Raw genomic sequence first — 23408 nt, 5'->3', positions numbered from 1 at the left:
AGGATTTTTACAGCAAGGAGCTAATACCAATGAAGAAAACCATATTATTCACTCTACTAAGTTGTACTTTATTTCATACCACATCATTAGCCGAGGCCCCTGATATCACAAAAGCAAAAGTTATTAATATAGAAGCCCCTCTCAAAAATAACATCTCGTTTAATACCTTCGAAAGTCTCTCATCTAATGACGATGGTTTAATTTTTAATAATGATATTAACAGTAATACTAAGCTTAATAATAAGGCAGCAAAGCTTATTTTTGCAGAAGTAACAGGGACTGAAACAAGCAACTTACAAGGGATATTAGGAATAAAAGGGCAACGCGCTAACCTTGTTATCGCAAATCCTAATGGTATTTCATGGAAAGACGGCGCCGTTGATAATATTAATAGCCTCTCCTTAATTGCCGGTAAATTTGAAAAAAAATATATTAAAAACAAAGAGAAAGATAACCAGCTTGAACTCCAAAAATTGGAGGACTATAACCAACTGAAGTTTTCAACTCAACCTGCTAGCCAAATCAGTATTAGTCAGCAACAAGGAACTCCAATTCAACTATCAAAATTAAATATCGTTGCAGACCAAATAAAGCTGCAAAATACACTTAATATCCACTCTGCCATACAAAATTATATCAGCGCATCGGGTAATAGCACCCTTTCTCCTAGTGAAGGCGTTGTCAAGTACAGCACAAAGTTCAAAACTGACATTCCTTATATTCAAGGAAATCATTTAGAGATGGATGAGCAAACTAAATTAACAGGTCGTAACATTGTGCTTGAGAGTCACCAATATCACTGTAAAGATAATTTCCTTTGCCCACAAAATAAAATAGATATTCAAGGGCTTATTAACACGATGAGTTTCTCTGTGCGCGGAGACGCAGACATTACTTTTTCTGATACGGGCGTGATAAAAATAGGGAAAAACCAACAGGCTCTTATTGCTAAAACAACACAATAATCTCAATTTAGCGTACAACAACAAATAACGGCCTCAATAAGAGGCCGTTAAGTTAAAGTGAATTGATCCTAAGTTACATCCAGATAAACCAAGCAAACAATGAAATCACAAGGATACAAGCCACGTTTAATACCGCACCAACACGTACCATTTCAATTTGCCTAATATAACCGGAACCGAATACAATCGCATTTGGCGGTGTAGCAACCGGCAACATAAACGCACAAGATGCACCAATCCCAATAATCATGGTTAATACAATGACTGGCATACCTAATGCTTCAGCAACTGTTGCAAAGATTGGTACTAATAAAGCTGCGCTCGCCGTATTACTGGTAAACTCAGTCAAAATGATAATAAAGGTAGTAACAGCTAGAATAATAACAAACCAGTGACTTTCACCGAATGTCATTTGCATCCAGTCTGCCATGATCTTACTTGCCCCAGAAGAACTTAAAATTGCGCTGAGTGTTAAACCACCACCAAACAGCATCAATACGCCCCACTCGGTATTTTTTTGAATTTGAGACCAGCTAGCAACACCTGTTACACCAATTAAAATCGCAGCACTCATCGCAATGATTGTATCTAAATCTTTTACACCACCTAATGCATCACTAATAAACGTACTCGTGATCCAACAAACTACGGCTAAAAGGAAAATCGTCATTGCTGTAATACGCTTGCCATTCCACTCAACGTGTTCTAACTCAATTTGAAAACGATGTTTCAGGTTTGGACGTAACATCATGTACATCAATACAAACATCATTGGTAGTAACACCACCATGATTGGAATACCATATTTCATCCATGATAAGAAATCTAAACCTAAAGCTGCTGCCGCAATCGCATTTGGAGGGCTACCTACAATCGTGCCTAAACCACCGATACTTGCACTATAAGCAACACCTAATAGTACAAACACGAAAGTATTACGTTCATGACGTACATCGAGATTAGACAGTATACCTAATACTAGTGGTAGCATCATTGCAGCTGTTGCTGTGTTACTAATCCACATAGAAAGTAACGCTGTTACACCAAACAGCAATAATACCGCGACTGATAAGCACCCTCGAGCTGCCATTAGTAAGCGATTTGCAATTAGCCTATCAAGGCCTTGGATATGTAAAGCCGTCGCTAATGCAAAGCCACCGAAGAATAAGAAAATAATCGGATTTGCAAATGATTTCAATGCATCCCCTGTATTCATCAGCCCTAAGCCTACTGCCAAGATCGGAATACACAGTGCAGTAATGGTGACATGGATAGCTTCAGTTAACCAAAGCACACCGATGAAAACCATCATTGCAAGACCTGCATTTGCTTTATCATCAAATGGTAAATATTTTAGTAATAAAATTAAGAGTACGATATCAACAGCTAAGATTATCCATCCCCGTTTATTCGAGGGGGTTGGGCTCACTGATGGTGTTAAAGATTCTGAAGCGTCCATGTTTACTCCATAGCTTTGGAAGCAAGTTTATTTTTAGCGCATATTGTTAATAATTATTTATAAGCTGTGAAATATAGAGTTAATTTATTGAGATGAAAATGTGGATAAGCTAAAAGTGCGATCTACCCCGCGCAATTTTTTGTATTTTTAATATCTCTACCGAGAAATGTTCTATTTTGTAAGCAAATAACCGCATAAATTAACAGTTTCAATTGACAGAACAATTGCGCTAATACGCCAACGCACCAGTCAGCAGTTAATTCCACCCAAAGCAAAATAAATGATATCGATGAATAAAAAACAAACTTAAATTAAAATATCAACCAATGAAACTAGACAACTAATTAAGCTAGCCAGTTAAACTCCGGCTAGCTTAGCTTAACTAATTCATACCTGCTTTATCCCACTAAAACAGGCGCAGTAACCAACGAAGGCTGTATTATATCCTGATGTCTAGACATGCTTTCACGATGGTTTAATGATGATGTCATTGATGCAAGCTGTGCTAACTGATTGTCATGAGACAGCAGTATTTCTTCATCAGACTCATTCGGTGTATTAGTAACCATCAGCCCATCAGTCAATAAATAACTATCTACAATAGTTTTTACCCTAATATCTCCGTTAGAATTTAAAAATCGCAGTTTAAGGTGTTCATATCCTTGAGCATTAGTAGCAAATATCCGCCTAATAATAAGTATGCTATTTGTATTTATATCCGTTAGAATAAGGTCATCCCCTAGGCGATTCACAGCTAGAGAGTTCATATCGTCAACAGGTAAAACAAGTGTATCTGTCAAACGATCGCTCGCATTATTATCAATGATAATTGCTTGATAATGTAGCCACGCCGCTCTAGAAATAACATAGCTATCTTCTTTGTCTCCCGCACTTAATATAATATTTTTTACATTATTGATAACTGGTGGGTTGATTATATCCCTTGAATTTCCACCGTTAATTAATAAAGATGATGAGAATTCCTCTTTATTACTATCTGAATTATTCTCTCCCTTACTGTAATATAAAATCTCATCATTAGTTGTATACATTAACAATCCATTTTTTAATTTTTTAACTGTATCAAATTTAATATTTGGGTATATCTCATACATTGAAGGTAGTGATAAAGTATTTTTTAAATTATTTTTATCAAAAGCTTTAACTAAAGCAGCTTCATTTACAATTGGTTGCCAATAAAGTTTTTTATTTTCCATATCAAAAATAATTGCTGCTGAACGGTACTCGTCTATTCCTAAATATTGCAATGTATTCTTTGATGATAATTGATATGCAATAACAATACTTTTATTTTCATACCAAGCAGGAATAATAGCTTGATTATCACTCATTTTTAATCCAAGTAAAGCATATACTCCTTGATTTGACTCTAATTGACCAAAATCTTCCCACCATCTTGTTGAATGTGAATCAAACCACTTTTGATTTAGTGCCACAGGTTGAATATTACCTTGAGCGTTAATTTGACTCACAATGCCATTATTACTAATAATTAAAATTTTACTTTGACTGAATATAACACTCTCAATATTTTCGGTTTCTATCCTTTTGATTTCTTGCTTTTCTATTTGAAAGAAATTTGGGTTTTCTCCAACTTGTCGATATATTGATTTTTCCTTATGACTATAAAAAAAGAATACTTCTTTCCCATCATTGTTTAATAAAAACCCAACAAACATTAAATCTTTAGGCTCAAATAATTCTTTGTTATCGAGAGCAAGATTATATGAAGTAACATTTGGCCTTATGATAACACCGTCTCTTTCTCTTAACCAATAATGATATATATTATTATTTTTATCAATTCCTGATATTTGGATAACATCAGCCAGCTTCACACTTTTACTATATATTGTTTTTTTATCTTTTACTTTATCAATTAACAATAAATACTTACCAAAAATCATATCTGAAATATCCTTAGGTATGACCGATTTTTCTTCAAATAACTGATAATGAGTCAGCTCATCAATAGAAACACTAACTAATATAATTTCATTTCCATTTATCATATAATTTGCGACTTCATAAACTCCTTCACTAGGATAACGACATGAGAAATAAATATTTTCATTACTAACCCATAACTTAGTTAATTCAAAATTCCGCTGAGCATTATTATTAATAATATACGTATATTGAACTTTATTATCCTGATCAACTAACCACAATATATTATTATCTTTTGAGTAAAAACATGCCCCCGTCCCTAATGGAGAAAATAGATCAGCATTTTTAGTATATTGTTCCGATGAGTCAGTGAAAATATATCTCCCTGTAGAAACCTGATAAAATGCTCGGCCTACATTAACATTCCCAAACTGATAATTTTCAATTAATACGTACTGCCCCATAATTTTATGTTGTTCATTTAATTTATTTAAATGATTAGATAACTCTTCATTATGTCCGACCCACTTATTTCCATCTTCGCCAATTAAATTTACATCTAAGTTTAAAAAATCCACTTTATAAACTTCATTATTATTATTAATGTATAAAAAATCTTTTTTTGATACTGATTGGTCTATTTTTATTTTTACTCCACCTACATCTATACGGTCAGAACTAACAATAATGTCATTTTTACCTAATAACCCTCCACTAATTATCCAGTGAGAAGTCGATAACTTATTTGAGTCATCAATCAATTCTATTTCTGCACCTATTTGTGGACTAATTTTATATACTCCACCATCACCCTTTATCGAATATTTAATTTTCCCATGCCACTCACTGGGTATTTTTGGAATAACTAAATGTCTATATTGATTATTTAATTTTATTTCTATTTCTGTATCTACATATTCATGGAATATCTGAGTGATAGTATTTTCACTTGGAAATATATAAAAGTCATAATCAAATTTATCTGTGTTTTCTAAACGACGAATAACATCAAACCCACTATCATGACGTGTTGTTGCTCCTGGCCATAAATTGTAATCATATTTAATATACGATTTTGGCGTGATAGGTAAGGCAATTATTTGTGCATCTAAATAGCCATACTGTCGGCTACTCATGTTATATCCGATACCTTTACGAATATTAATTGCCTGTTGACGGTCATGTACCATTGTAGGGAAATTACCCGCCCAAAAAATATAATTTTTCCGTCCGCCTCCTGCAGAATGTGCGCTAGTCCTATAGATATACTGGCTATCAAATTCAATTTGGTTATTTCTAAGATCTATTGTTTTAAAAACTGCACCAGCGCGCGGAAGAACAATACTTTTATCAGGTAAGTAATCATATCCGTTATTTTTATATGCTTGGTCTAACTGATAGAAATATCTACCTACCGATTTAGCATCTTCTCCTATCACTGCATAATTACGCGCCAAACCAGTGAAACCAATACTTAACCCTGCAAAAATAACCCCAGCTCCCCCCATAAATACTGAAGCTTCCGTTACTCCTAAAGCACCGGTTCCTAAACTGAGTCCTCCTGTGACAAAACTCGCAGAGTCAAAAGCAAGTTGTGTACTAAATATAATCTTATGAGGTTCATCTTTTGCATAGGTCAATTCATATATATCAAAGCCGACTAAGGTACCATTAAATAAAACAGTAACACCTTCATTTACTGTTTGAGCTAATGAAGTAGAAAACAGACTAATATTTTTAGCTTCATAGCTAATATTTTCATTTAACCCACTACGAATTATACCTACAATTTTAGCTAAATCATTCAGAGCTCCATGAAATATCATTCCATAATTAATATAACTATGTATTTTCAATGCTAATGCTAAGTTAAAATTATCATTATTCATTCCGTTTCTATTATGGTTTTTATCTGAATACCATAGCATCAAAGACTGAATAGCTATTCCTGCATTTAATCCATCGAACGATGGCTCATTGATATTATATTCACTGTTATTATCTATATTCTTTTGGGGAATTAATTTTTCCCCATCAAAAAAATAACTTTCTCCAAATAATGCTACTTGCTTTTCATAATAATGATTAAACTCTTTAATTGTCGGGTCATCCATTTCAATCCAATGGCTTTTTTCAGGATCATCATAATCTATAAATTGAAGTTGATATTTACCTTTTTCATTCTCTTTCAGTGTGGAAAATATAGGCACCCATTTTCTATTAAATTGGTACTTCATTGATAAATTAGTCAAAGAAGTTTCTAAACGGTATCCCCATTGTTGGGCTTCTAACATAGCCAATGTTCCTTTCAATTGAATGTCTCTTTGAATCGCAAGTTGTTTATTAACGATACTACTAGTTTTGCTTTCACGTTTAGTAATTAAACTCAATGAAATAGGCTCACTTAAATGAGTTACACTTAACCCATTACCCACCGGAACACTCGACATATCATCTGTAATAATTGAAATCACTTCAAAAACCGGATCTTTATTGCTCCCAAAGGCTGAGTAAAAATCAGCCATTTTGTTATCTACCATAAATTTTTTAAATGCTGAAAATAGTTCTTTACTATTATTAAACGAAAACAAACCGAAGTTAGGGTCATAAAAATAGTAGTGTGATTTTTTATCATTTATAGTTTTACCAATAAGCATCGAGTGATTTTGGCTATTAATAGCAAACATCATTGTTTTTTGCTTCGCCTCTAATAAATTCTGTGTCTCTTTGATATTAATTCTACCATGAGAAAATGATGCCTCTATTGCTTCCACATTCGAATGTAATCGCTCCAATGCCGTTTTTATTAATATTGAATCATTATCTTTAGGATTCGCTGATGCTATATAAAGTTTATTAAATAAAGTATCCGCGCCTTTTTGATCATCTTTTGCTAATGCAACTGACATAGCTCTAACCAAAGGGTAACAACGCCCTCGAGAATCATCCCCTATCAAGGTTAAATAAAAATCTTGTGGCATTAATCGATTAATTTGACTGTTTAATGAATAAAATAATTCACTAACTTTTCCTGTTTCATTCAAAATATATTTTATATATTCGGCATGACCTACATTATTAATTCTTTGATATAAAGCCCCTCGTTCTATAGGACTAAGGTCTTGAGTCAAATATAATTTTTTCAGTTCTATTGACGTCATATTCTTCTTTAATCCTGATATATTAACTTCTGAAAAACCGTCCATTCCCTCACTAAAACTATTTCTAAATGAAGGTTTATTAGAATTTTTATGAACAAAAACTAAATTTTCATATCGCTCATTGATTGTCTGTTTATATTCATTAATACCACCATATATTGATTGTTCTTCATTTTTAACAACAGCGTTCATGCCTTTACTTTTTTTATTTCCCACCATAATTTACTTCTTTCTATTTGGTTCCCTTCAAATAGTATTCTATTATAATGATTATGATAAAGACTAATTTGAATATCACTTTGTGCTAATTTTCGTGTTAAAGATTTTATTTTAACTTTATCATCTATTGTTTTATTTATCTTCCCATTTAGTTCCTGAAGTTGTTTCTGCCATACCTCTTGGAAACTTTTTAACATTTTTACATGATTATTTATTTTTATACTTATAGATGTAATAAACTCAAGCCATGCTTTAGCGCTATCTAGTTTTCGTTCCGTTTCAAATATATTATTACCTTTCTCATCCATATATAAGCAATTGAATTTCTTTGCTATGGACAATATTTTAACATGTATATTTTCCCGAGTATTTTCAAATTTATTTTTATTTATACTATCCATTTTATTATTAGGAATATATTTTAATATTCTATTTTTTCCTTCTATTGCAAATGATTTCCTTTCACCTTTGTAATATTTAACCTCTTGTTTTTGTAAGACTAATTGCCAATCATTATTTACAAACTGCATATATGCTGTCGCATTACCATTTGTACCATCTTTTATTTTATAATCTTGATAATCAGCAGACATAACAACATCATCATATAAAATTGAACTATTCATTCTGCAATCATTATAGACTCGATAATGATCTTTATCATGATTGGTAACTATAATAGAATTTTTATTTAAAGTACCTGTAAATAAGAGAAACGTATCTGATGGTTTTTTAGGAATATCTACATAGGAGGGATATAAATGAGTTGCATCATAATTATTATTATTGAGTAAATAACTTTTAATTACAAACGGATCAGGCTGCTCGCTATCATAATAACTAATATCATATCGTGAGTTATCATATTTAGTTAATGTTATATCTCCTTTTTCTGCCGTTGAGCCAATTTTAATTAACTCGCTTGTATCTAGCGTATATTTATTGATGATTTCATTTATTTTTTCAATTACTTCTGTATATTTTTTTACTGTCATTGCATTCATTCCTTTGAATAAAAATTAATTATTTAAAATGAATAATGACTGTAAATTAATATCTCCTTCAGTACCATAATCAAAAAACAAATTCAGATTGAATTTTATAAAAAAATTCAATTATATTTGTTAAATTAATACAATTAATAACCAAAAAAAAGGGAAGCCTAAGCTTCCCTATTCATTAACTTGCTAAGCAATAAATAATTATGCTTGGCCTTTAACTTCTTTTAAGCCATTGAATGGTGCATTTTTACCTAATGCTTCTTCAATGCGAATCAGTTGGTTATATTTAGCAACACGGTCAGAACGGCTCATAGAACCTGTTTTGATTTGGCCTGCCGCTGTACCAACCGCTAAATCAGCAATAGTAGCATCTTCAGTTTCACCTGAACGGTGAGAGATAACAGCTGTATAGCCTGCATCTTTCGCCATTTTAATTGCAGCCAAAGTTTCAGTTAAAGAACCAATTTGGTTGAATTTGATCAGGATAGAGTTAGCGATGCCTTTATCGATACCTTCTTTTAGGATCTTAGTATTAGTTACAAACAGGTCATCACCAACCAGTTGGATTTTGTCACCAAGAACTTTAGTTTGGTATGCGAAACCATCCCAGTCAGACTCGTTCAGACCATCTTCGATAGATACGATTGGGTACTGTTTAGTCAGTTCTTCTAAATAATGTGTGAACTCTTGTGAAGTGAAGGTTTTGCCTTCGCCTTTCAGCTCATAATTACCGGTTTCTGCGTTATAGAACTCAGATGCTGCACAGTCCATCGCCAGTGTTACGTCTTTACCTAACACATAACCAGCTTGCTCAACCGCTTCTTTAATTGCTGCTAATGCTGCTGCGTTTGATTCTAAGTTAGGCGCATAACCACCTTCATCACCTACAGCTGTATTCATACCTTTAGATTTCAGTACTTTTGCTAAGTGATGGAAGATCTCAGAGCCCATACGGACAGCTTCTTTCAGCGTTGGTGCGCCAACAGGCTGGATCATGAATTCTTGGATATCAACGTTGTTATCAGCATGCTCACCACCATTGATGATGTTCATCATCGGCAGAGGCATAGAGTATTGACCGTGAGTACCATTCAAGTCAGAAATGTGCTCATACAGAGGCATACCTTTCGCCGCTGCTGCTGCTTTAGCATTTGCTAAAGATACAGCGAGAATTGCGTTTGCACCAAATTTAGATTTGTTCTCAGTGCCATCGAGATCAATCATGATTTTATCGATGTTAGCTTGGTCTTTAGCATCTTTACCGATCAGCGCTTCTGCGATTGGACCATTAACAGCAGCAACTGCTTTCAGAACACCTTTACCCAGAAAACGTGCTTTATCACCGTCACGCAGTTCCAGAGCTTCACGAGAACCTGTTGACGCACCTGATGGTGCCGCAGCTAAACCAACAAAGCCACCTTCTAAATGAACTTCAGCTTCTACAGTTGGGTTACCACGAGAGTCAATGATTTCACGACCGATCACTTTAACAATTTTGGACATTAGGTTTTCCTCAGTACAAGTTAAATTTTGGGAAGTTGGTGCACCTGCGCCGACTTCCCCATATCTTATTTCAACTCACCTTTCTGGTACTTACCAGCGGCTTTAACAAAACCTGCAAACAACGGATGACCATCTCTTGGTGTAGAGGTGAACTCTGGGTGGAACTGACAAGCCACAAACCATGGATGATTAGGGTTTTCAATAATTTCCACCAGCTTATTATCCACTGAACGACCTGCAATTTTTAGGCCCGCATCTTCAATACGTTTCAGTAGTAAATTATTCACCTCATAACGGTGGCGGTGACGTTCAATGATAGTTTCTGAACCATACATTTCACGTACAAGGCTACCATTCACTAAATGACATGGTTGGCCACCAACACGCATTGTTCCACCAAGATCGCTCTCTTCTGAACGTACTTCAAGGTTACCCTCTTCGTCGCGCCATTCAGTAATCAGCGCAACAACAGGGAATTTACAATCCGCTTTAAATTCTGTTGAGTTTGCATCTGCCATATTGGCAACATTACGTGCAAATTCAATCAATGCGACTTGCATACCCAAACAAATTCCTAAGTAAGGGATCTTGTTTTCACGTGCATATTGAGCGGTCAGAATTTTCCCTTCAACACCACGCTCGCCAAAGCCGCCTGGTACTAAAATAGCATCTAAACCTTTTAGTAACTCAACACCTCGAGTTTCAATATCTTGTGAATCAATTAATTTGATGTTCACAGTTAAACGGTTTTTCAAGCCACCGTGTTTTAATGCTTCAATTACAGATTTATACGCATCTGGTAACTCAACATATTTACCCACCATCCCAATAGTGACTTCACCAGCGGGATTGGCTTCTTCGTAAATAACTTGTTCCCACTCAGCTAAATTAGCTTCTGGCGCATCAATGCGGAAACGGTTACAGATGTATTCATCCAAACCTTGTGATTTCAATAAGGCTGGGATTTTATAAATTGAATCAACGTCTTTGAGAGAAATAACCGCTTTCTCTGGCACATTACAGAACAATGCGATTTTTGCACGTTCATTTGCTGGGATCACTCTGTCTGAACGACAAATCAGCACATCTGGTTGAATACCAATTGACAGTAATTCTTTCACAGAATGTTGAGTTGGCTTAGTTTTTACTTCACCAGCCGCTGCAAGGTATGGCACTAATGTTAAGTGCAAATATAATGTGCGTTCACGGCCAACTTCAGCTGCCATTTGACGAATCGCTTCAAGGAATGGCAATGATTCGATATCACCAACTGTACCACCAACTTCAACCAAAACAACGTCATGGCCTTCACCACCACGGATGATGCGGTCTTTAATTTCATTAGTGATATGAGGGATAACTTGAATTGTAGCGCCTAAATAGTCGCCACGGCGCTCTTTGCGCAGAACTTCAGAGTAAACACGCCCAGTCGTAAAGTTATTACGACGTGTCATTTTAGTACGGATGAAACGCTCATAGTGACCTAAATCTAAGTCAGTTTCAGCGCCGTCTTCTGTAACGAAAACTTCCCCGTGTTGGGTTGGGCTCATAGTGCCTGGATCTACGTTAATGTAGGGATCCAGTTTCATAATAGTCACATTGAGTCCACGGGCTTCGAGTATAGCCGCCAAAGAGGCTGCGGCAATGCCTTTACCCAGTGAGGATACGACCCCGCCGGTCACAAAAATATAATTAGTTTTCATGCTGAACCTGAAAGTTTAGGTTTAAAAGATGATGGATATAACAGGACGGGAAAACAGTATACCCGAACCTTAATTTCGCTACAAATGTTCTAAGCATAATAAGGCTAAATTTCATCAATACTCTAATATTATCAGCAAGTTAAAAGCGAAAAATATTTATCGCTTCAAAATTAGTCATCTTTATCTATTTTTATAGATTAACACAGTTCAAACACAAAAGCTAAATCCTTTCAGCTCATTGTATGGTGTAAAAAATGCGATTCTGCACTAACTTTGATTTTGAATAACTATTTACTCTAACTCTCCACATTTAACCTTCGAAAACTTCAACCTACATATTGTTTTTGAAGCTTTGTTTGGAGCCATTGCATGAGTTGATTTTAGAACAAACCAACCATATCGAATTTTTCTGTAGATGCTTCGTTCTAATATAATTAATGCTCTAGATAGTTCGTGCTACAGCTGGGCGGCAAGAGAAGATATCTCAGGGAGCATACACCAGTTATGTGACCTGAGTAGCCGAACGCAGCCAACAACGCTGTAGTGCGAAATATGACGAACCATTTTATTCTTGACTCTTAACCTGCTGCCAAAGCCCTTCCATCTCATCAAGTGTAGCACTTTCTGTCGTTTTGCCACTTTCCGCTAGGCTTTTTTCGATTTGACGAAAACGACCTTCAAATTTGTTGCAAGCTTTTTGCAACGCTATTTCAGGTTTATGACCTAAATGGCGAGATAAATTCACTACGGCAAACAATAAATCGCCGATTTCTTCCTCTAGGTGAGTTTGGTCAACAACCGCCTGTGTGGCTTCTTCCATCACCTCTTCAAGTTCTTCATGAACCTTACCCACAACAGGGCCTAGCGTATCCCAGTCAAAACCGACCGAAGCACAACGCTTTTGAATTTTATAGGCTTTCATTAGTGCTGGGAGCGAATTCGGGATATCATCTAGCACAGAAAACTGCGATTTTTCAGCTCGCTCTTTTGCTTTTCGTTTTTCCCACCCCTCAATCACTTCCGAGCTGCTCAATGTGTTATTTGTATCAAAAATATGTGGGTGACGATGTTCAAGCTTATCGCTCACTGCTTGGCAAATATCATTAAAATCAAACAATGATTTTTCATTCGCCATTTGCGCATAGAAAACCACTTGGAACAATAAGTCGCCCAGCTCACCTTTTAAGTCGTTAAAATCTTCACGTTCTATCGCATCAAGCACTTCATAGGTTTCCTCAAGTGTATAAGGTGCAATAGTTTTAAATGTCTGTACTTTATCCCATGGGCAACCTGTTTGTGGGTCACGCAGCTGTGCCATAATGGATAATAAGCGTTCGATTTCGGGTTTTTCCTGACTCATTGTATTAACCTTTGATTTTCTTTTGTTTCTAATTGTCATCTTTATCTCAAACTTATCAGAAATGACACCTGTTCAACAAATTTTTCAGGAAAAAGCCATTTTCACTCATTAATAACAATTAAAAAACAATTCTAGGTAACTCGGAAAATGTGATTTTTAGAATATATCGGAGCCATTTTCAAAATAGTTTGAGTTGCAGCTAGGCGGCAAGTAAACGAAACCCTAGGAGCATACATCAGTATGTGACTAGGGTGAGAGCACGCAGCCAACAACGCTGCGGCTCAAAATATGAAGAAAATGTAGGAGCATACATCGGTATGTGACTAAGATGAGAGCGCGCAGCCAACAACGCTGCAGCTCAAAATATGAAGAAAACCACTGACAATATAACAGTACTGATTTTCAAAATAGTTTGAGATGTAGGTAGGCGGCAAGCGAAGATATCTCGGGGAGCATACATAAGTATGTGACCCGAGTAGCTAAGTGTAGCCAACACCCCTACAACTCAAAATATGAAGAAAATCACTGGGAATGGCGTTTTGCCTCAATAACATCCGGCAACTGATTTAATTTTGCTAACACCCGGCTCAGCACCTCAATATTATACAGCTCAATTGTCATATCTATCGTTGCTAATTGCTGCTTCACATCGCTGCGGCTACTGACGCCAAGCACATTAACCTTCTCATTAGCTAATATTGTCGTGATATCACGTAGTAGACCACTACGGTCATTGGCGACAACTCTAACCACGAGAGAATAACCACTGGAATAGTTTTCTCCCCAAACTGCATCTATCACACGTTCTGGCGCATGACTTTGCAGCTCAGCTAATTGTTCGCAATCCGCACTGTGAATAGAAATACCTCGTCCTTTCGTGATAAAACCGACAATTTCATCCCCTGGAATTGGCTGGCAACAACGTGCAATATGGTGCATTAGGTTACCAACCCCTTCAACCACCACTCGACCACTACCATGGGATGGTGCTCTTGGGAGTGAAGACTTACTTTCTAATGTCTTCATTGCCGCGCGGTCTTCTTCTTCTGCGGTGGCTTTGTTAAATTTGCTTTGCAGGAAATTCACTAATTGGTTGATACGAATATCACCACCACCAATTCCTGCTAAAACTTCATCCAATGAGTGAACATTATAGCGCGCGATTAGCAGTTTTTCGGCCTCTCGGAGGCTGATATCAAGCTGCGATAATTCGCTATCTAGAATTTGGCGCCCTGCGAGGATGTTTTTGTCTCTATCTTGTTTACGGAACCAATTTTGGATTTTGGCTCGCCCACGGCTGGTTGTTACATACCCTAAGTTAGGATTTAACCAGTCACGGCTTGGGTTTGGGTGCTTTTGAGTGATAATTTCAATTTGGTCACCCATTTGTAATTGATAGCTAAATGGAACAATACGCCCACCTATTTTTGCACCAATACAACGATGGCCGACATCACTGTGAATGTGATAAGCGAAATCAAGCGGCGTCGAGCCTGCTGGCAAATCCACCACATCCCCTTTTGGGGTAAAAACATACACTCTGTCATCAAACACTTGGCTACGAACTTCATCTAGCATTTCGCCAGAATCTGCCATTTCTTCTTGCCATGCAATCAGCTTACGTAACCACGCAATACGGTTTTCGTAGCTACTTCCTTTGCCAATACCAGTCGCGCCTTCTTTGTATTTCCAATGCGCCGCAACCCCCAGCTCTGCATCTTCATGCATTTGACGGGTACGAATTTGAATTTCAAGTGTTTTGCCGTTTGGCCCTAATACTACTGTATGAATCGATTGATAACCATTAGGCTTTGGATTCGCCACATAGTCATCAAACTCATCAGGAAGGTGGCGAAAATGGGTATGAACAATTCCTAATGCAGCATAACAATCCTGCAAGCGTTCAACGACAATACGCACCGCTCGCACATCAAACAGTTCATCAAATGCCAATGATTTTTTCTGCATTTTACGCCAAATACTGTAAATATGCTTAGGTCGGCCATAGATATCTGCTTGAATATTCTCTTTTAACATGTACTTACGTAAGGTTGTTACGAAAGTATCTATGTACTCTTCACGGTCAATACGACGTTCATGGAGGAGCTTTGCAATTTTCTTATATTCATCGGGATGCAAATAACGAAAACAAAAGTCTTCTAACTCCCATTTTAACTGCCCAATTCCTAGGCGATTTGCTAAAGGAGCATAAATATTTGAACACTCTTTTGCAGCTAAGACGCGCTCATCTTCCGTTGCATCTTTGACTTCACGTAAATGAGCAATTCGTTCCGCTAACTTAATAACAACGCAGCGGAAATCCTCTACCATTGACAGTAGCATACGACGAATATTATCGACTTGTGTCGAGCTGGTTTCGCTTGATTGTGTTGCTTTGAGTTGGCGGATCGCATCCATTTCCAGCACGCCTTTAACAAGTTCGTGAATGGATTTGCCAAATTCCTCAATAACTTCTTGTTCTTCTAACTTCCCTTCTTCCACTAAGGGGAAAAGCAAAGCCGCTTGTAAGCTGCCGATATCCATACTTAATGTCGATAGGATCTCGGTCATTTCAATACCGCGCCACAGCAACAGAGGGGCGATTTCTTGTCCGGCTAATTTATCGTGACAATATTGCCAGGTATGGATGAGCTTTTCTTCTGATTGTTTATTGCTCAATCCCAGGCCGTTAACCCACCTTTCTGGGGCAAACTCACCTGCTGGGGTAAGATGCGCACTTCTTACTGCAACCATATGTTCTCCCTACCTATTAAACCTCTGGGCGACGGATAAATAACGCCATTGACTCTAAATGGCTAGTTTGCGGAAACATGTCTAGCATCCGCAACTGTAATAATTGATAGCCCCCATCGAGTAAAGCTTTGCTATCTCTTGCCAATGTTGTGGGGTTACATGAAACATAGACAATTTTTTCTGGCATCAGTTTAATTAAATGTTCCATAACACCAGCAGCTCCAGCCCTAGCTGGGTCTAATAACACTTTATTAAAGCCATGAACTGCCCAAGGTTGTGTGTGTATCTGGGCTTCTAAGTTTTCATTATAGAATGTCGCATTACAAATAGTATTGAGCTGTGCATTGTTTCGTGCCTGTTCGACTAAATTTTCCACACCCTCAACACCCACAACAGATGTCACTAACCGTGCAATTGGCAACGTAAAGTTACCCATTCCACAAAAAAGATCTAATACCCTATCTTCACTGTTTAGATCTAACCATGCTAAAGCTTGTTCTACCATCTGCTGGTTAACTTGCCCATTCACTTGAATAAAATTTAACGGATTAAATTTTAGTATTTCCCCTGCAACTTGATATTCAGGTTGTGGCGAATTTGGTGACAGAGCCTGTAAGTTTTCATCATTACCCGCTAACCAGATAGACACTCCGTGCTGATTTTCAAAATCGCTTAACTTTTGGGTATCTGATAACGAAAAAGGGGTTAAGTAGCGAATCAATACAATTTTACAATTGTCTGCACGAATAAGTTCTACATGGCCCAGTTTCGATTTATTACTGAGCTGGTTAATACATTCAGAAAGTGGTTTTAGTAAGATATCCAAATCAGGGGACAAGATAGGACAATTTTTTATATCAACCAATGTGTTAGATTGAGATTGACGAAACCCCATAACGACATTTTTACTTTTAGGCTGATACTGTAGACCTAATCGAGCTCGACGGCGGTAACCATATGGCTCACCACTAATCACCGTGGGAACGGATATATCTAGCGATGTTTCGCGCTGCATCAAGTAAGCTAAAGCATGAGCTTTGCTTTCTCTTTGCAGTGCAATGTCAACATGTTGCTGTTGGCACCCTCCACATTGGTTAAAATAACGGCACCGTGGTTTTACTCTTTGTGGGCTAGTGCTCAAGCGTTTAGTCACCTTGCCTTTAGCAAAATGTCGCTTCTCTTCCGTCAATTCAATTTGTGCTTCTTCTCCAGGTAATAAACCTGTTACAAAAATGGTTTTCCCTTCGATACGAGCAACACCTTGCCCTGCGGCATCAAGGCTATCAGCTACAACCGTGATTTGACGGCGTGAAGTGGTACGGCGATTAGGAGAGTAAAATTGAGCCATAAAGTAGTCACTACAGAGTATTAAGTTATAAAAATCATGATCGCCGGATTTTCAATTTTAATGCGTTGCTTTTTTCGCTAATTAATTCAGAAAAACGGCCAGTCCCATTATACCTGTTTTTCCTATCATTTGATTGACTACTTTTCCATTTTTATTATGTCATTCAATTATTATATTAGTTACTAACCATAAATTTACGATATTCTTCATAGGCATAGTGGTCTGTCATACCACTAATATAGTCTTGAATCAAACGAGCTCGATAATAAAACTCCAGAATAGATTTATCTGCTTCATTCGTTGCAGAAATTTTCTCAAGTGCTTCCGTGTAAGATAAGCGATGCTTATTAGATAATTTATGGAACAATCTCGTTTCAATGAAAAAGTGTTTGTGGTAATTTTTTTCAACGAGCTCAGCAAAATCCCTTCTATTCATCATTAGTAATGGACTATAAAAATCTAATAAACCACTGATAATTCGATAGCCTTGCAACTCTAACTCTTCAACTTCATGATGGTTAAATACATGTTTAAAAGCCACTGTTTTCAATACTTTCAGTAATCTATGTTCTGGGCTTTTATCTTCTAATAAAGCGCTGTTAAAAGTACCATTATAAATTTCAGGCAGATTTTTAATAAACTGCAGTGCACTGTAATGAGACAACTTCCCTGTAATGTTCACGCGCAAATACATAAAGAACTGATCTTGCTGAATACGCCTTGTGTGGTTGTCACTGATATTATTGAAAGCTCGCATGACAGTTTGATCAAACAAATCATTTTGTTCAATATCACCCCACTCTGCTTTTAAGTACTCAATCAACTGTTCAACAGTAAAAATGCCTTTTTCCGCGGCATCATCCAAATCAGCAATACAATATGAAATATCATCAGCCGCTTCCATAATATAGGACAGAGGGAAACGGCAGTATTTCTCCATATCGAGTTTTTTGGTTAACTCACTGACAAAGTCCACCTCTGACCAATAATAGCCTGGTTTTTTCATCAAATAATCAAACTCAGGGGGAATTGGCTCCAAATCATAAGCCCCACGCGTATATTTTAAGATAGAACCAATTTGCGCATAGGTTAAGTTTAGTTTGAGTAAACGATGCGCCATGCGTAGCCCTTGCGCATTACCTTCAAATGAGCATAAATCCTGCTTTAATTGTCGACGGAATAAGTCTTGCTTTTCATTTCCAGTTAATTGTAATGCCGGTATTTGGCATGGGTCAGGGGAATTCGGCGTATACAAGTAACTTGGCGACAGTAACTTGGTAAACCACCGTTGAATTGCAGCTTCACCAAAGTGCCCAAATGGAGGATTACCGATATCATGCATCAAACAAGCCATTTCGACTAAGCTTTCAAACGCATCACAACGTTCATCTAGCCCATAGGGATCCAGTAATTTTTTCTTTTTTAATTCACCTAAAACCGTTTTACTGATGTAACGGCCAACCTGCTGAACCTCTAGTGAGTGAGTTAATCGGCTACGCACTGCTGCGTTTTGCTCTAAGGGAAAAACTTGTGTTTTTTGTTGTAAGCGGCGAATGGCTGCTGAATTGATAATCCGCCCACGATCACTTTCAAATAAGCGATTAACCGCATCTTCATCTTTAGATGAAATTTTTTGGTTTTTCGCACTGCTCATGTAGTTACGCTGAAAGTTTAGCTTCTTAACAAAATTAATCTCACCCACTCTGCCACCTTCCCTATTTCGATTGATGTTTCATTATATAGCCTAAATACAGGAAAAAACCTTCACGACTCACCTTTCAATGTTACACTTCGTGCATCTTTGTAATTTCGTTGTCAAAATTCGAGTTGTTGCAATTAAAATTGCGAACCCACTCGAAGAATGCAGCAATAACACAATAAAACATTATCGTCCCTAGTCAAAATATTGACACTATATTGACATTAATAGTGCAAATTGTGCAGGGAAAAGGAGACAAAATGAAAGTTGGAATAATTGGCGCCATGGAACAGGAAGTGGCGATTTTGCGCTCACAAATTGAAAACTGCCAAACTATTAACCGTGCTGGCTGTGAGATTTATACAGGCCAAATTAATGGCGTTGACGTTGCGTTATTGAAATCAGGTATTGGAAAAGTCGCAGCCGCAATCGGTACAACGCTATTATTAGAACATTGCCAACCAGATGTCGTGATTAACACAGGTTCCGCAGGTGGTTTAGACCCTCGTTTAAACGTCGGCGATATCGTGGTTTCTACAGAAGTTCGTTACCATGATGCTGATGTGACCGCATTCGGTTATGAACCCGGCCAAATGGCACAGTGTCCGCCAGCTTTCGTTGCTGATACTAAGTTAATTGAAGTTGCTGAGCAGTGCATTAAGTTATTGGATATGAACGCTGTTCGTGGATTAGTCTGTAGCGGTGATGCTTTTATTAATGGTGCTGAGCCACTGGCGCGCATCAAAGCGATGTTCCCACAAGTTGCGGCAGTAGAAATGGAAGCCACCGCGATTGGTCAAGTATGTCACCAATTTGGCATTCCATTTGTCGTCGTTCGTGCCATTTCAGATGTTGCAGATAAAGAATCCCACACGAGCTTTGATGAGTTTTTACCTGTTGCTGCCCGTCAATCTTCCCTGATGATCACTGCAATTTTAGCTAAGCTCGCTTAATCATTTGCACAAAAGGTATAACTATTTGTTAGTTATACCTTTTAATTAATTCTACGATGAATTTTGTTATGAAACGAATAACGCATTATTTTTCCCTTACTATCACCTTATTATGTGCTTTATTGGTGGCCTTTTCTGCACTAGGAGCAGCAAAGCAGCGCGTTATTAGTTTATCACCGGCCAATACTGAACTTGCTTATGCAGCAGGGCTTGGAGATAGCTTAATTGCGGTCAGTGCTTACTCCGATTACCCAGAGCAAGCAAAAAAATTAGAACAAGTCTCTGATTGGCAAGGTTTAAATGTAGAACGTATTATCGCACTTAAACCTGATTTAATCCTCGCATGGCGGGGAGGTAACCCCCAGCGGCCTCTTGAGCAACTCGCAGGTCTCGGTATCCCAATTATTTATTTCGATCCTCAAACTATTGATGATGTCATCAACTCAGTGATTGAATTAGCACAATACAGCCCAACCCCAGAGATAGCACAACAAAATGTTGAAAAAATGCGCTCTAGGGTCGCTCCTTATCAAAAAGAAAAAATTTCTAATAAAAAATCAAAGAAAGTGTTCATTCAGCTCGGTACTCAGCCTTTATTTAGCGCAGGTAACCACACGCTGCAAAATGATGCCGTAGAGTTTTGTGGGAGTGAAAATATTTTTGCTAACAGCGCTGTTCAATGGCCTCAAGTCAGTCGTGAGCAGGTGCTCACTCGCAAACCAGATGTAATAATCATGACGGGCTCGGCAGAACAGGAAAAAGCAGTGAAAGAATTTTGGCACTCACAGCTCAATGTCCCAATTATCCGATTAAATGAAGATTGGTTTCACCGAGCAGGCCCAAGGATTGTTAATGCGACAGAACAACTGTGCGAGCAGTTAAACGCATTATCTGATTGAGAATTACAAATTACAAAAATTTTCTAAATAGTTCGAGTTGTGGCAAGGCGGCAAATGAAGATATCTCGGGGAGCATACATTAGTATGTGACCCGAGTAACTGAATGAAGCCAACACCGCCACAGCTCGAAATATGACGAAAATTAGACGCTGAAAGACGAACCACACCCACAAGTAGACTTAGCATTCGGATTGGTCACAATAAAGCGCGAACCTTCTAAGCCTTCAGTATAATCAACACTTCCACCCACTAAATATTGTAGGCTCATTGGGTCTACGACAAGAGCAACACCTTGTTTCTCGATTGTCATATCGCCTTCATTGATCTGGTCATCAAATGTGAAACCATATTGGAAACCGCTGCATCCGCCACCAGTGATATAAACACGCAGACGCAGGTTTGGGTTGTCCTCATCAGAGACTAGATCTTTAACTTTAATTGCTGCCGCATCAGTAAATTGCAAAGGCAGAGCTGCATCATCACTCATTTTTTACTCCAAACCGGTGACCGGTAAATTCATGTGTAGGCTAAAACCTACTCAGATCAATTAACCTAATTATCCGCCACTTGACTAAATGGTTCAAGTGTTGTTACGCAATTAGACACATTGTGCATATCTTCGTATCAACATTTGGTTTAATTGGTGTGGTGCTTTAGAATGAGAGCAATTTTTTTCTTAGCCTCTTTCTGGAGCCCTGCGATGTCACAATCTGAAAAACTTTACGCACAAGCAAAAGAACAAATTCCTGGTGGTGTAAACTCCCCTGTTCGTGCTTTTAATGGTGTTGGTGGAACCCCATTATTTATTGAAAAAGCGGATGGCGCTTATATTTATGACGTTGATGGTAAAGCCTATGTAGATTATGTTGGCTCATGGGGACCAATGGTTTTAGGCCATAACCATCCTGAGATCCGTGATGCCGTGATCAAAGCGGTTCATAAAGGATTAAGTTTTGGTGCTCCGACTGCCGCTGAAGTTGAAATGGCTGAATTAGTTTGTGAACTAGTCCCCTCTATGGATATGGTACGCATGGTAAATTCAGGCACTGAGGCGACCATGAGCGCAATTCGCCTAGCTCGGGGTTACACAGGCCGTGACAAAATCATCAAATTTGAAGGCTGCTATCATGGCCATGCAGATTGCTTATTAGTCAAAGCGGGTTCTGGTGCGCTTACTATGGGCGAACCAAACTCTCCTGGCGTTCCTGAAGATTTTGTCAAACACACATTAACTTGTACCTATAATGACCTGTCTTCAGTCCGCCAAGCATTTGAAAATTATCCAGAAGATATTGCATGTGTCATTGTTGAACCTGTTGCAGGAAATATGAATTGCGTACCACCAACAGCTGAATTTTTACCCGGTTTACGTGCATTATGTGATGAATTCAATGCCGTACTCATCATTGATGAAGTCATGACAGGCTTTCGCGTCGCATTAGGTGGGGCACAAGATTACTACGATGTTCAGCCTGATTTAACCTGTTTAGGTAAAATCATCGGTGGTGGTATGCCTGTTGGTGCCTTCGGTGGCCGCCTTGAAATTATGGAAAAACTAGCACCAATTGGGCCTGTTTACCAAGCAGGGACCTTATCTGGTAACCCTGTCGCGATGGCTGCTGGCCTCGCTTGCTTAAAAGAAGTCTCTCAGCCGGGAGTCCACTCACGTTTAAATGAATTAACAGAAAAGTTAGCTCGTGGTTTAAAACGTGTTTCCGCAGAGCAAGGTATCCCGATGGTTATCAATCACGTCGGTGGCATGTTTGGTATTTTCTTCACCGATGCCCCAACCGTAACTTGTTACCAAGATGTGATGAAATGCGACGTTGAGCGCTTTAAGAAATTTTTCCATTACATGTTAGAGCAAGGTATTTACCTCGCGCCTTCTGCATTTGAAGCTGGCTTTATGTCTATCGCCCACAGCGATGAAGACATTGAGAAAACTATCAAAGCCGCAGAAACTGCATTGATGAAAATTAAAGAGAATTAATTCACATTGATGTTATAGAGGTGAAATTTTATCCATTTTCACCTCTATTTTTTTATAGTTAAGATATAGTTAAGAATAGATAACTCTAGGTTCGACACCACAACTCCCTAACTAATTAGCATTCAAATAATTAGCCTTTCAAATAAGCAATTCACCAACTAATTAATTCTCTAAATAGTTCGAGTTGTGGCAAGGCGGCAAATAACGAAATTTCTAGGAGCATACACAAGTATGTGACTAGGGTTGACGAATGAAGCCAACACAGTCACAACTTGAAATATGACGAGAAAAGCCTTACACCACAATTCCCTAACTAATTAGTATTCAAATAATTAGCCTTTCAAATAAGCAATTCGCTAACTAATTAATTCTCTAAATAGTTCGAGTTGTGGCAAGGCGACAAATGAGGAAATCCCTAAGAGCATACACAAGTATGTGACTAGGGTTGGCGAATGAAGCCAACGCAATCACAACTTGAAATAT

General features: G+C 37.7%; 14 protein-coding genes. 4 read left to right on the top strand and 10 right to left on the bottom strand.

Features of this window, described 5'->3' with window-relative positions; all coding sequences use genetic code 11:
* Window positions 1-29 precede the first annotated feature (29 nt).
* Window positions 30-965 (top strand): two-partner secretion domain-containing protein, encoded by a 936-nt coding sequence (locus PR834_RS03445; protein WP_112307166.1) that lies wholly within the window; start codon window positions 30-32, stop codon window positions 963-965.
* 73 nt (window positions 966-1038) lie between these two features.
* Here PR834_RS03445 and PR834_RS03440 read toward each other — a convergent pair whose 3' ends face one another.
* The 9 genes from PR834_RS03440 to dgt all read right to left on the bottom strand — a co-directional run bounded on the left by PR834_RS03440 (window position 1039) and on the right by dgt (window position 19086).
* Window positions 1039-2424 carry an SLC13 family permease gene (locus PR834_RS03440; protein ID WP_272536433.1) on the bottom strand — a complete coding sequence of 462 codons (1386 nt, stop codon included), beginning with the start codon at window positions 2422-2424 and terminating at the stop codon, window positions 1039-1041.
* Between the two features lie 398 nt (window positions 2425-2822).
* Entirely contained in the window at window positions 2823-7715 is a 4893-nt protein-coding gene (locus PR834_RS03435) for a TcdA/TcdB pore-forming domain-containing protein (RefSeq protein WP_272536432.1), read from the bottom strand.
* Window positions 7685-8710, bottom strand: coding sequence for a hypothetical protein (locus tag PR834_RS03430; RefSeq protein ID WP_272536431.1), 1026 nt, complete (start codon window positions 8708-8710; stop codon window positions 7685-7687). Before PR834_RS03430 ends, PR834_RS03435 begins: the two co-directional genes overlap by 31 nt.
* Before the next feature lie 207 nt (window positions 8711-8917).
* Window positions 8918-10219 carry a phosphopyruvate hydratase gene (gene eno, locus PR834_RS03425; protein WP_004260453.1) on the bottom strand — a complete coding sequence of 434 codons (1302 nt, stop codon included), beginning with the start codon at window positions 10217-10219 and terminating at the stop codon, window positions 8918-8920.
* Window positions 10220-10284: 65 nt separating this feature from the next.
* Window positions 10285-11922 (bottom strand): glutamine hydrolyzing CTP synthase, encoded by a 1638-nt coding sequence (gene pyrG, locus PR834_RS03420; protein WP_004260455.1) that lies wholly within the window; start codon window positions 11920-11922, stop codon window positions 10285-10287.
* A 565-nt stretch (window positions 11923-12487) separates the two neighbouring features.
* Window positions 12488-13282 carry a nucleoside triphosphate pyrophosphohydrolase gene (mazG, locus tag PR834_RS03415; RefSeq protein ID WP_140171249.1) on the bottom strand — a complete coding sequence of 265 codons (795 nt, stop codon included), beginning with the start codon at window positions 13280-13282 and terminating at the stop codon, window positions 12488-12490.
* 522 nt (window positions 13283-13804) lie between these two features.
* A complete protein-coding gene (relA, locus tag PR834_RS03410; protein ID WP_272536430.1) occupies window positions 13805-16036 on the bottom strand; it encodes a GTP diphosphokinase in 2232 nt (743 codons plus the stop codon).
* 16 nt (window positions 16037-16052) lie between these two features.
* Entirely contained in the window at window positions 16053-17384 is a 1332-nt protein-coding gene (rlmD, locus tag PR834_RS03405) for a 23S rRNA (uracil(1939)-C(5))-methyltransferase RlmD (RefSeq protein ID WP_094960956.1), read from the bottom strand.
* A gap of 175 nt (window positions 17385-17559) precedes the next feature.
* The gene (dgt, locus tag PR834_RS03400) at window positions 17560-19086 is read right to left on the bottom strand and encodes a dGTPase (RefSeq protein ID WP_272536429.1); all 1527 of its coding nucleotides are present in this window, start codon (window positions 19084-19086) and stop codon (window positions 17560-17562) included.
* 257 nt (window positions 19087-19343) lie between these two features.
* Between dgt and mtnN the strand changes: the two genes are divergently transcribed.
* Window positions 19344-20036 (top strand): 5'-methylthioadenosine/S-adenosylhomocysteine nucleosidase, encoded by a 693-nt coding sequence (gene mtnN / locus PR834_RS03395; protein WP_036958290.1) that lies wholly within the window; start codon window positions 19344-19346, stop codon window positions 20034-20036.
* A 68-nt stretch (window positions 20037-20104) separates the two neighbouring features.
* On the top strand, window positions 20105-20935 hold the full coding sequence (btuF, locus tag PR834_RS03390) for a vitamin B12 ABC transporter substrate-binding protein BtuF (protein WP_272536428.1): 831 nt from the start codon (window positions 20105-20107) through the stop codon (window positions 20933-20935).
* 142 nt (window positions 20936-21077) lie between these two features.
* Here btuF and erpA read toward each other — a convergent pair whose 3' ends face one another.
* Entirely contained in the window at window positions 21078-21422 is a 345-nt protein-coding gene (gene erpA / locus PR834_RS03385) for an iron-sulfur cluster insertion protein ErpA (protein ID WP_004260480.1), read from the bottom strand.
* A 213-nt stretch (window positions 21423-21635) separates the two neighbouring features.
* Here erpA and hemL point away from each other — a divergent pair, with 213 nt between their 5' ends.
* The gene (gene hemL, locus PR834_RS03380) at window positions 21636-22925 is read left to right on the top strand and encodes a glutamate-1-semialdehyde 2,1-aminomutase (protein WP_110592616.1); all 1290 of its coding nucleotides are present in this window, start codon (window positions 21636-21638) and stop codon (window positions 22923-22925) included.
* The last annotated feature ends 483 nt before the right edge of the window (window positions 22926-23408 follow it).

The organism is Providencia sp. PROV182, assembly GCF_028480325.1.
GTDB classification, from domain to species: domain Bacteria; phylum Pseudomonadota; class Gammaproteobacteria; order Enterobacterales; family Enterobacteriaceae; genus Providencia; species Providencia hangzhouensis.
This window is presented reverse-complemented; position numbering and strand designations above follow the sequence as displayed.

What these genes read in the sequence shown, in the direction of transcription:
- PR834_RS03445 (WP_112307166.1), top strand. Translation starts at nt 30, where the DNA reads ATGAAGAAAACCATATTATTCACTCTACTAAGTTGTACTTTATTTCAT.
- btuF (WP_272536428.1), top strand. Translation starts at nt 20,105, where the DNA reads ATGAAACGAATAACGCATTATTTTTCCCTTACTATCACCTTATTATGT.
- pyrG (WP_004260455.1), bottom strand. Translation starts at nt 11,922, where the DNA reads ATGAAAACTAATTATATTTTTGTGACCGGCGGGGTCGTATCCTCACTG.
- mtnN (WP_036958290.1), top strand. Translation starts at nt 19,344, where the DNA reads ATGAAAGTTGGAATAATTGGCGCCATGGAACAGGAAGTGGCGATTTTG.
- PR834_RS03435 (WP_272536432.1), bottom strand. Translation starts at nt 7,715, where the DNA reads ATGGTGGGAAATAAAAAAAGTAAAGGCATGAACGCTGTTGTTAAAAAT.
- hemL (WP_110592616.1), top strand. Translation starts at nt 21,636, where the DNA reads ATGTCACAATCTGAAAAACTTTACGCACAAGCAAAAGAACAAATTCCT.
- rlmD (WP_094960956.1), bottom strand. Translation starts at nt 17,384, where the DNA reads ATGGCTCAATTTTACTCTCCTAATCGCCGTACCACTTCACGCCGTCAA.
- mazG (WP_140171249.1), bottom strand. Translation starts at nt 13,282, where the DNA reads ATGAGTCAGGAAAAACCCGAAATCGAACGCTTATTATCCATTATGGCA.
- PR834_RS03440 (WP_272536433.1), bottom strand. Translation starts at nt 2,424, where the DNA reads ATGGACGCTTCAGAATCTTTAACACCATCAGTGAGCCCAACCCCCTCG.
- erpA (WP_004260480.1), bottom strand. Translation starts at nt 21,422, where the DNA reads ATGAGTGATGATGCAGCTCTGCCTTTGCAATTTACTGATGCGGCAGCA.
- relA (WP_272536430.1), bottom strand. Translation starts at nt 16,036, where the DNA reads ATGGTTGCAGTAAGAAGTGCGCATCTTACCCCAGCAGGTGAGTTTGCC.
- eno (WP_004260453.1), bottom strand. Translation starts at nt 10,219, where the DNA reads ATGTCCAAAATTGTTAAAGTGATCGGTCGTGAAATCATTGACTCTCGT.
- PR834_RS03430 (WP_272536431.1), bottom strand. Translation starts at nt 8,710, where the DNA reads ATGACAGTAAAAAAATATACAGAAGTAATTGAAAAAATAAATGAAATC.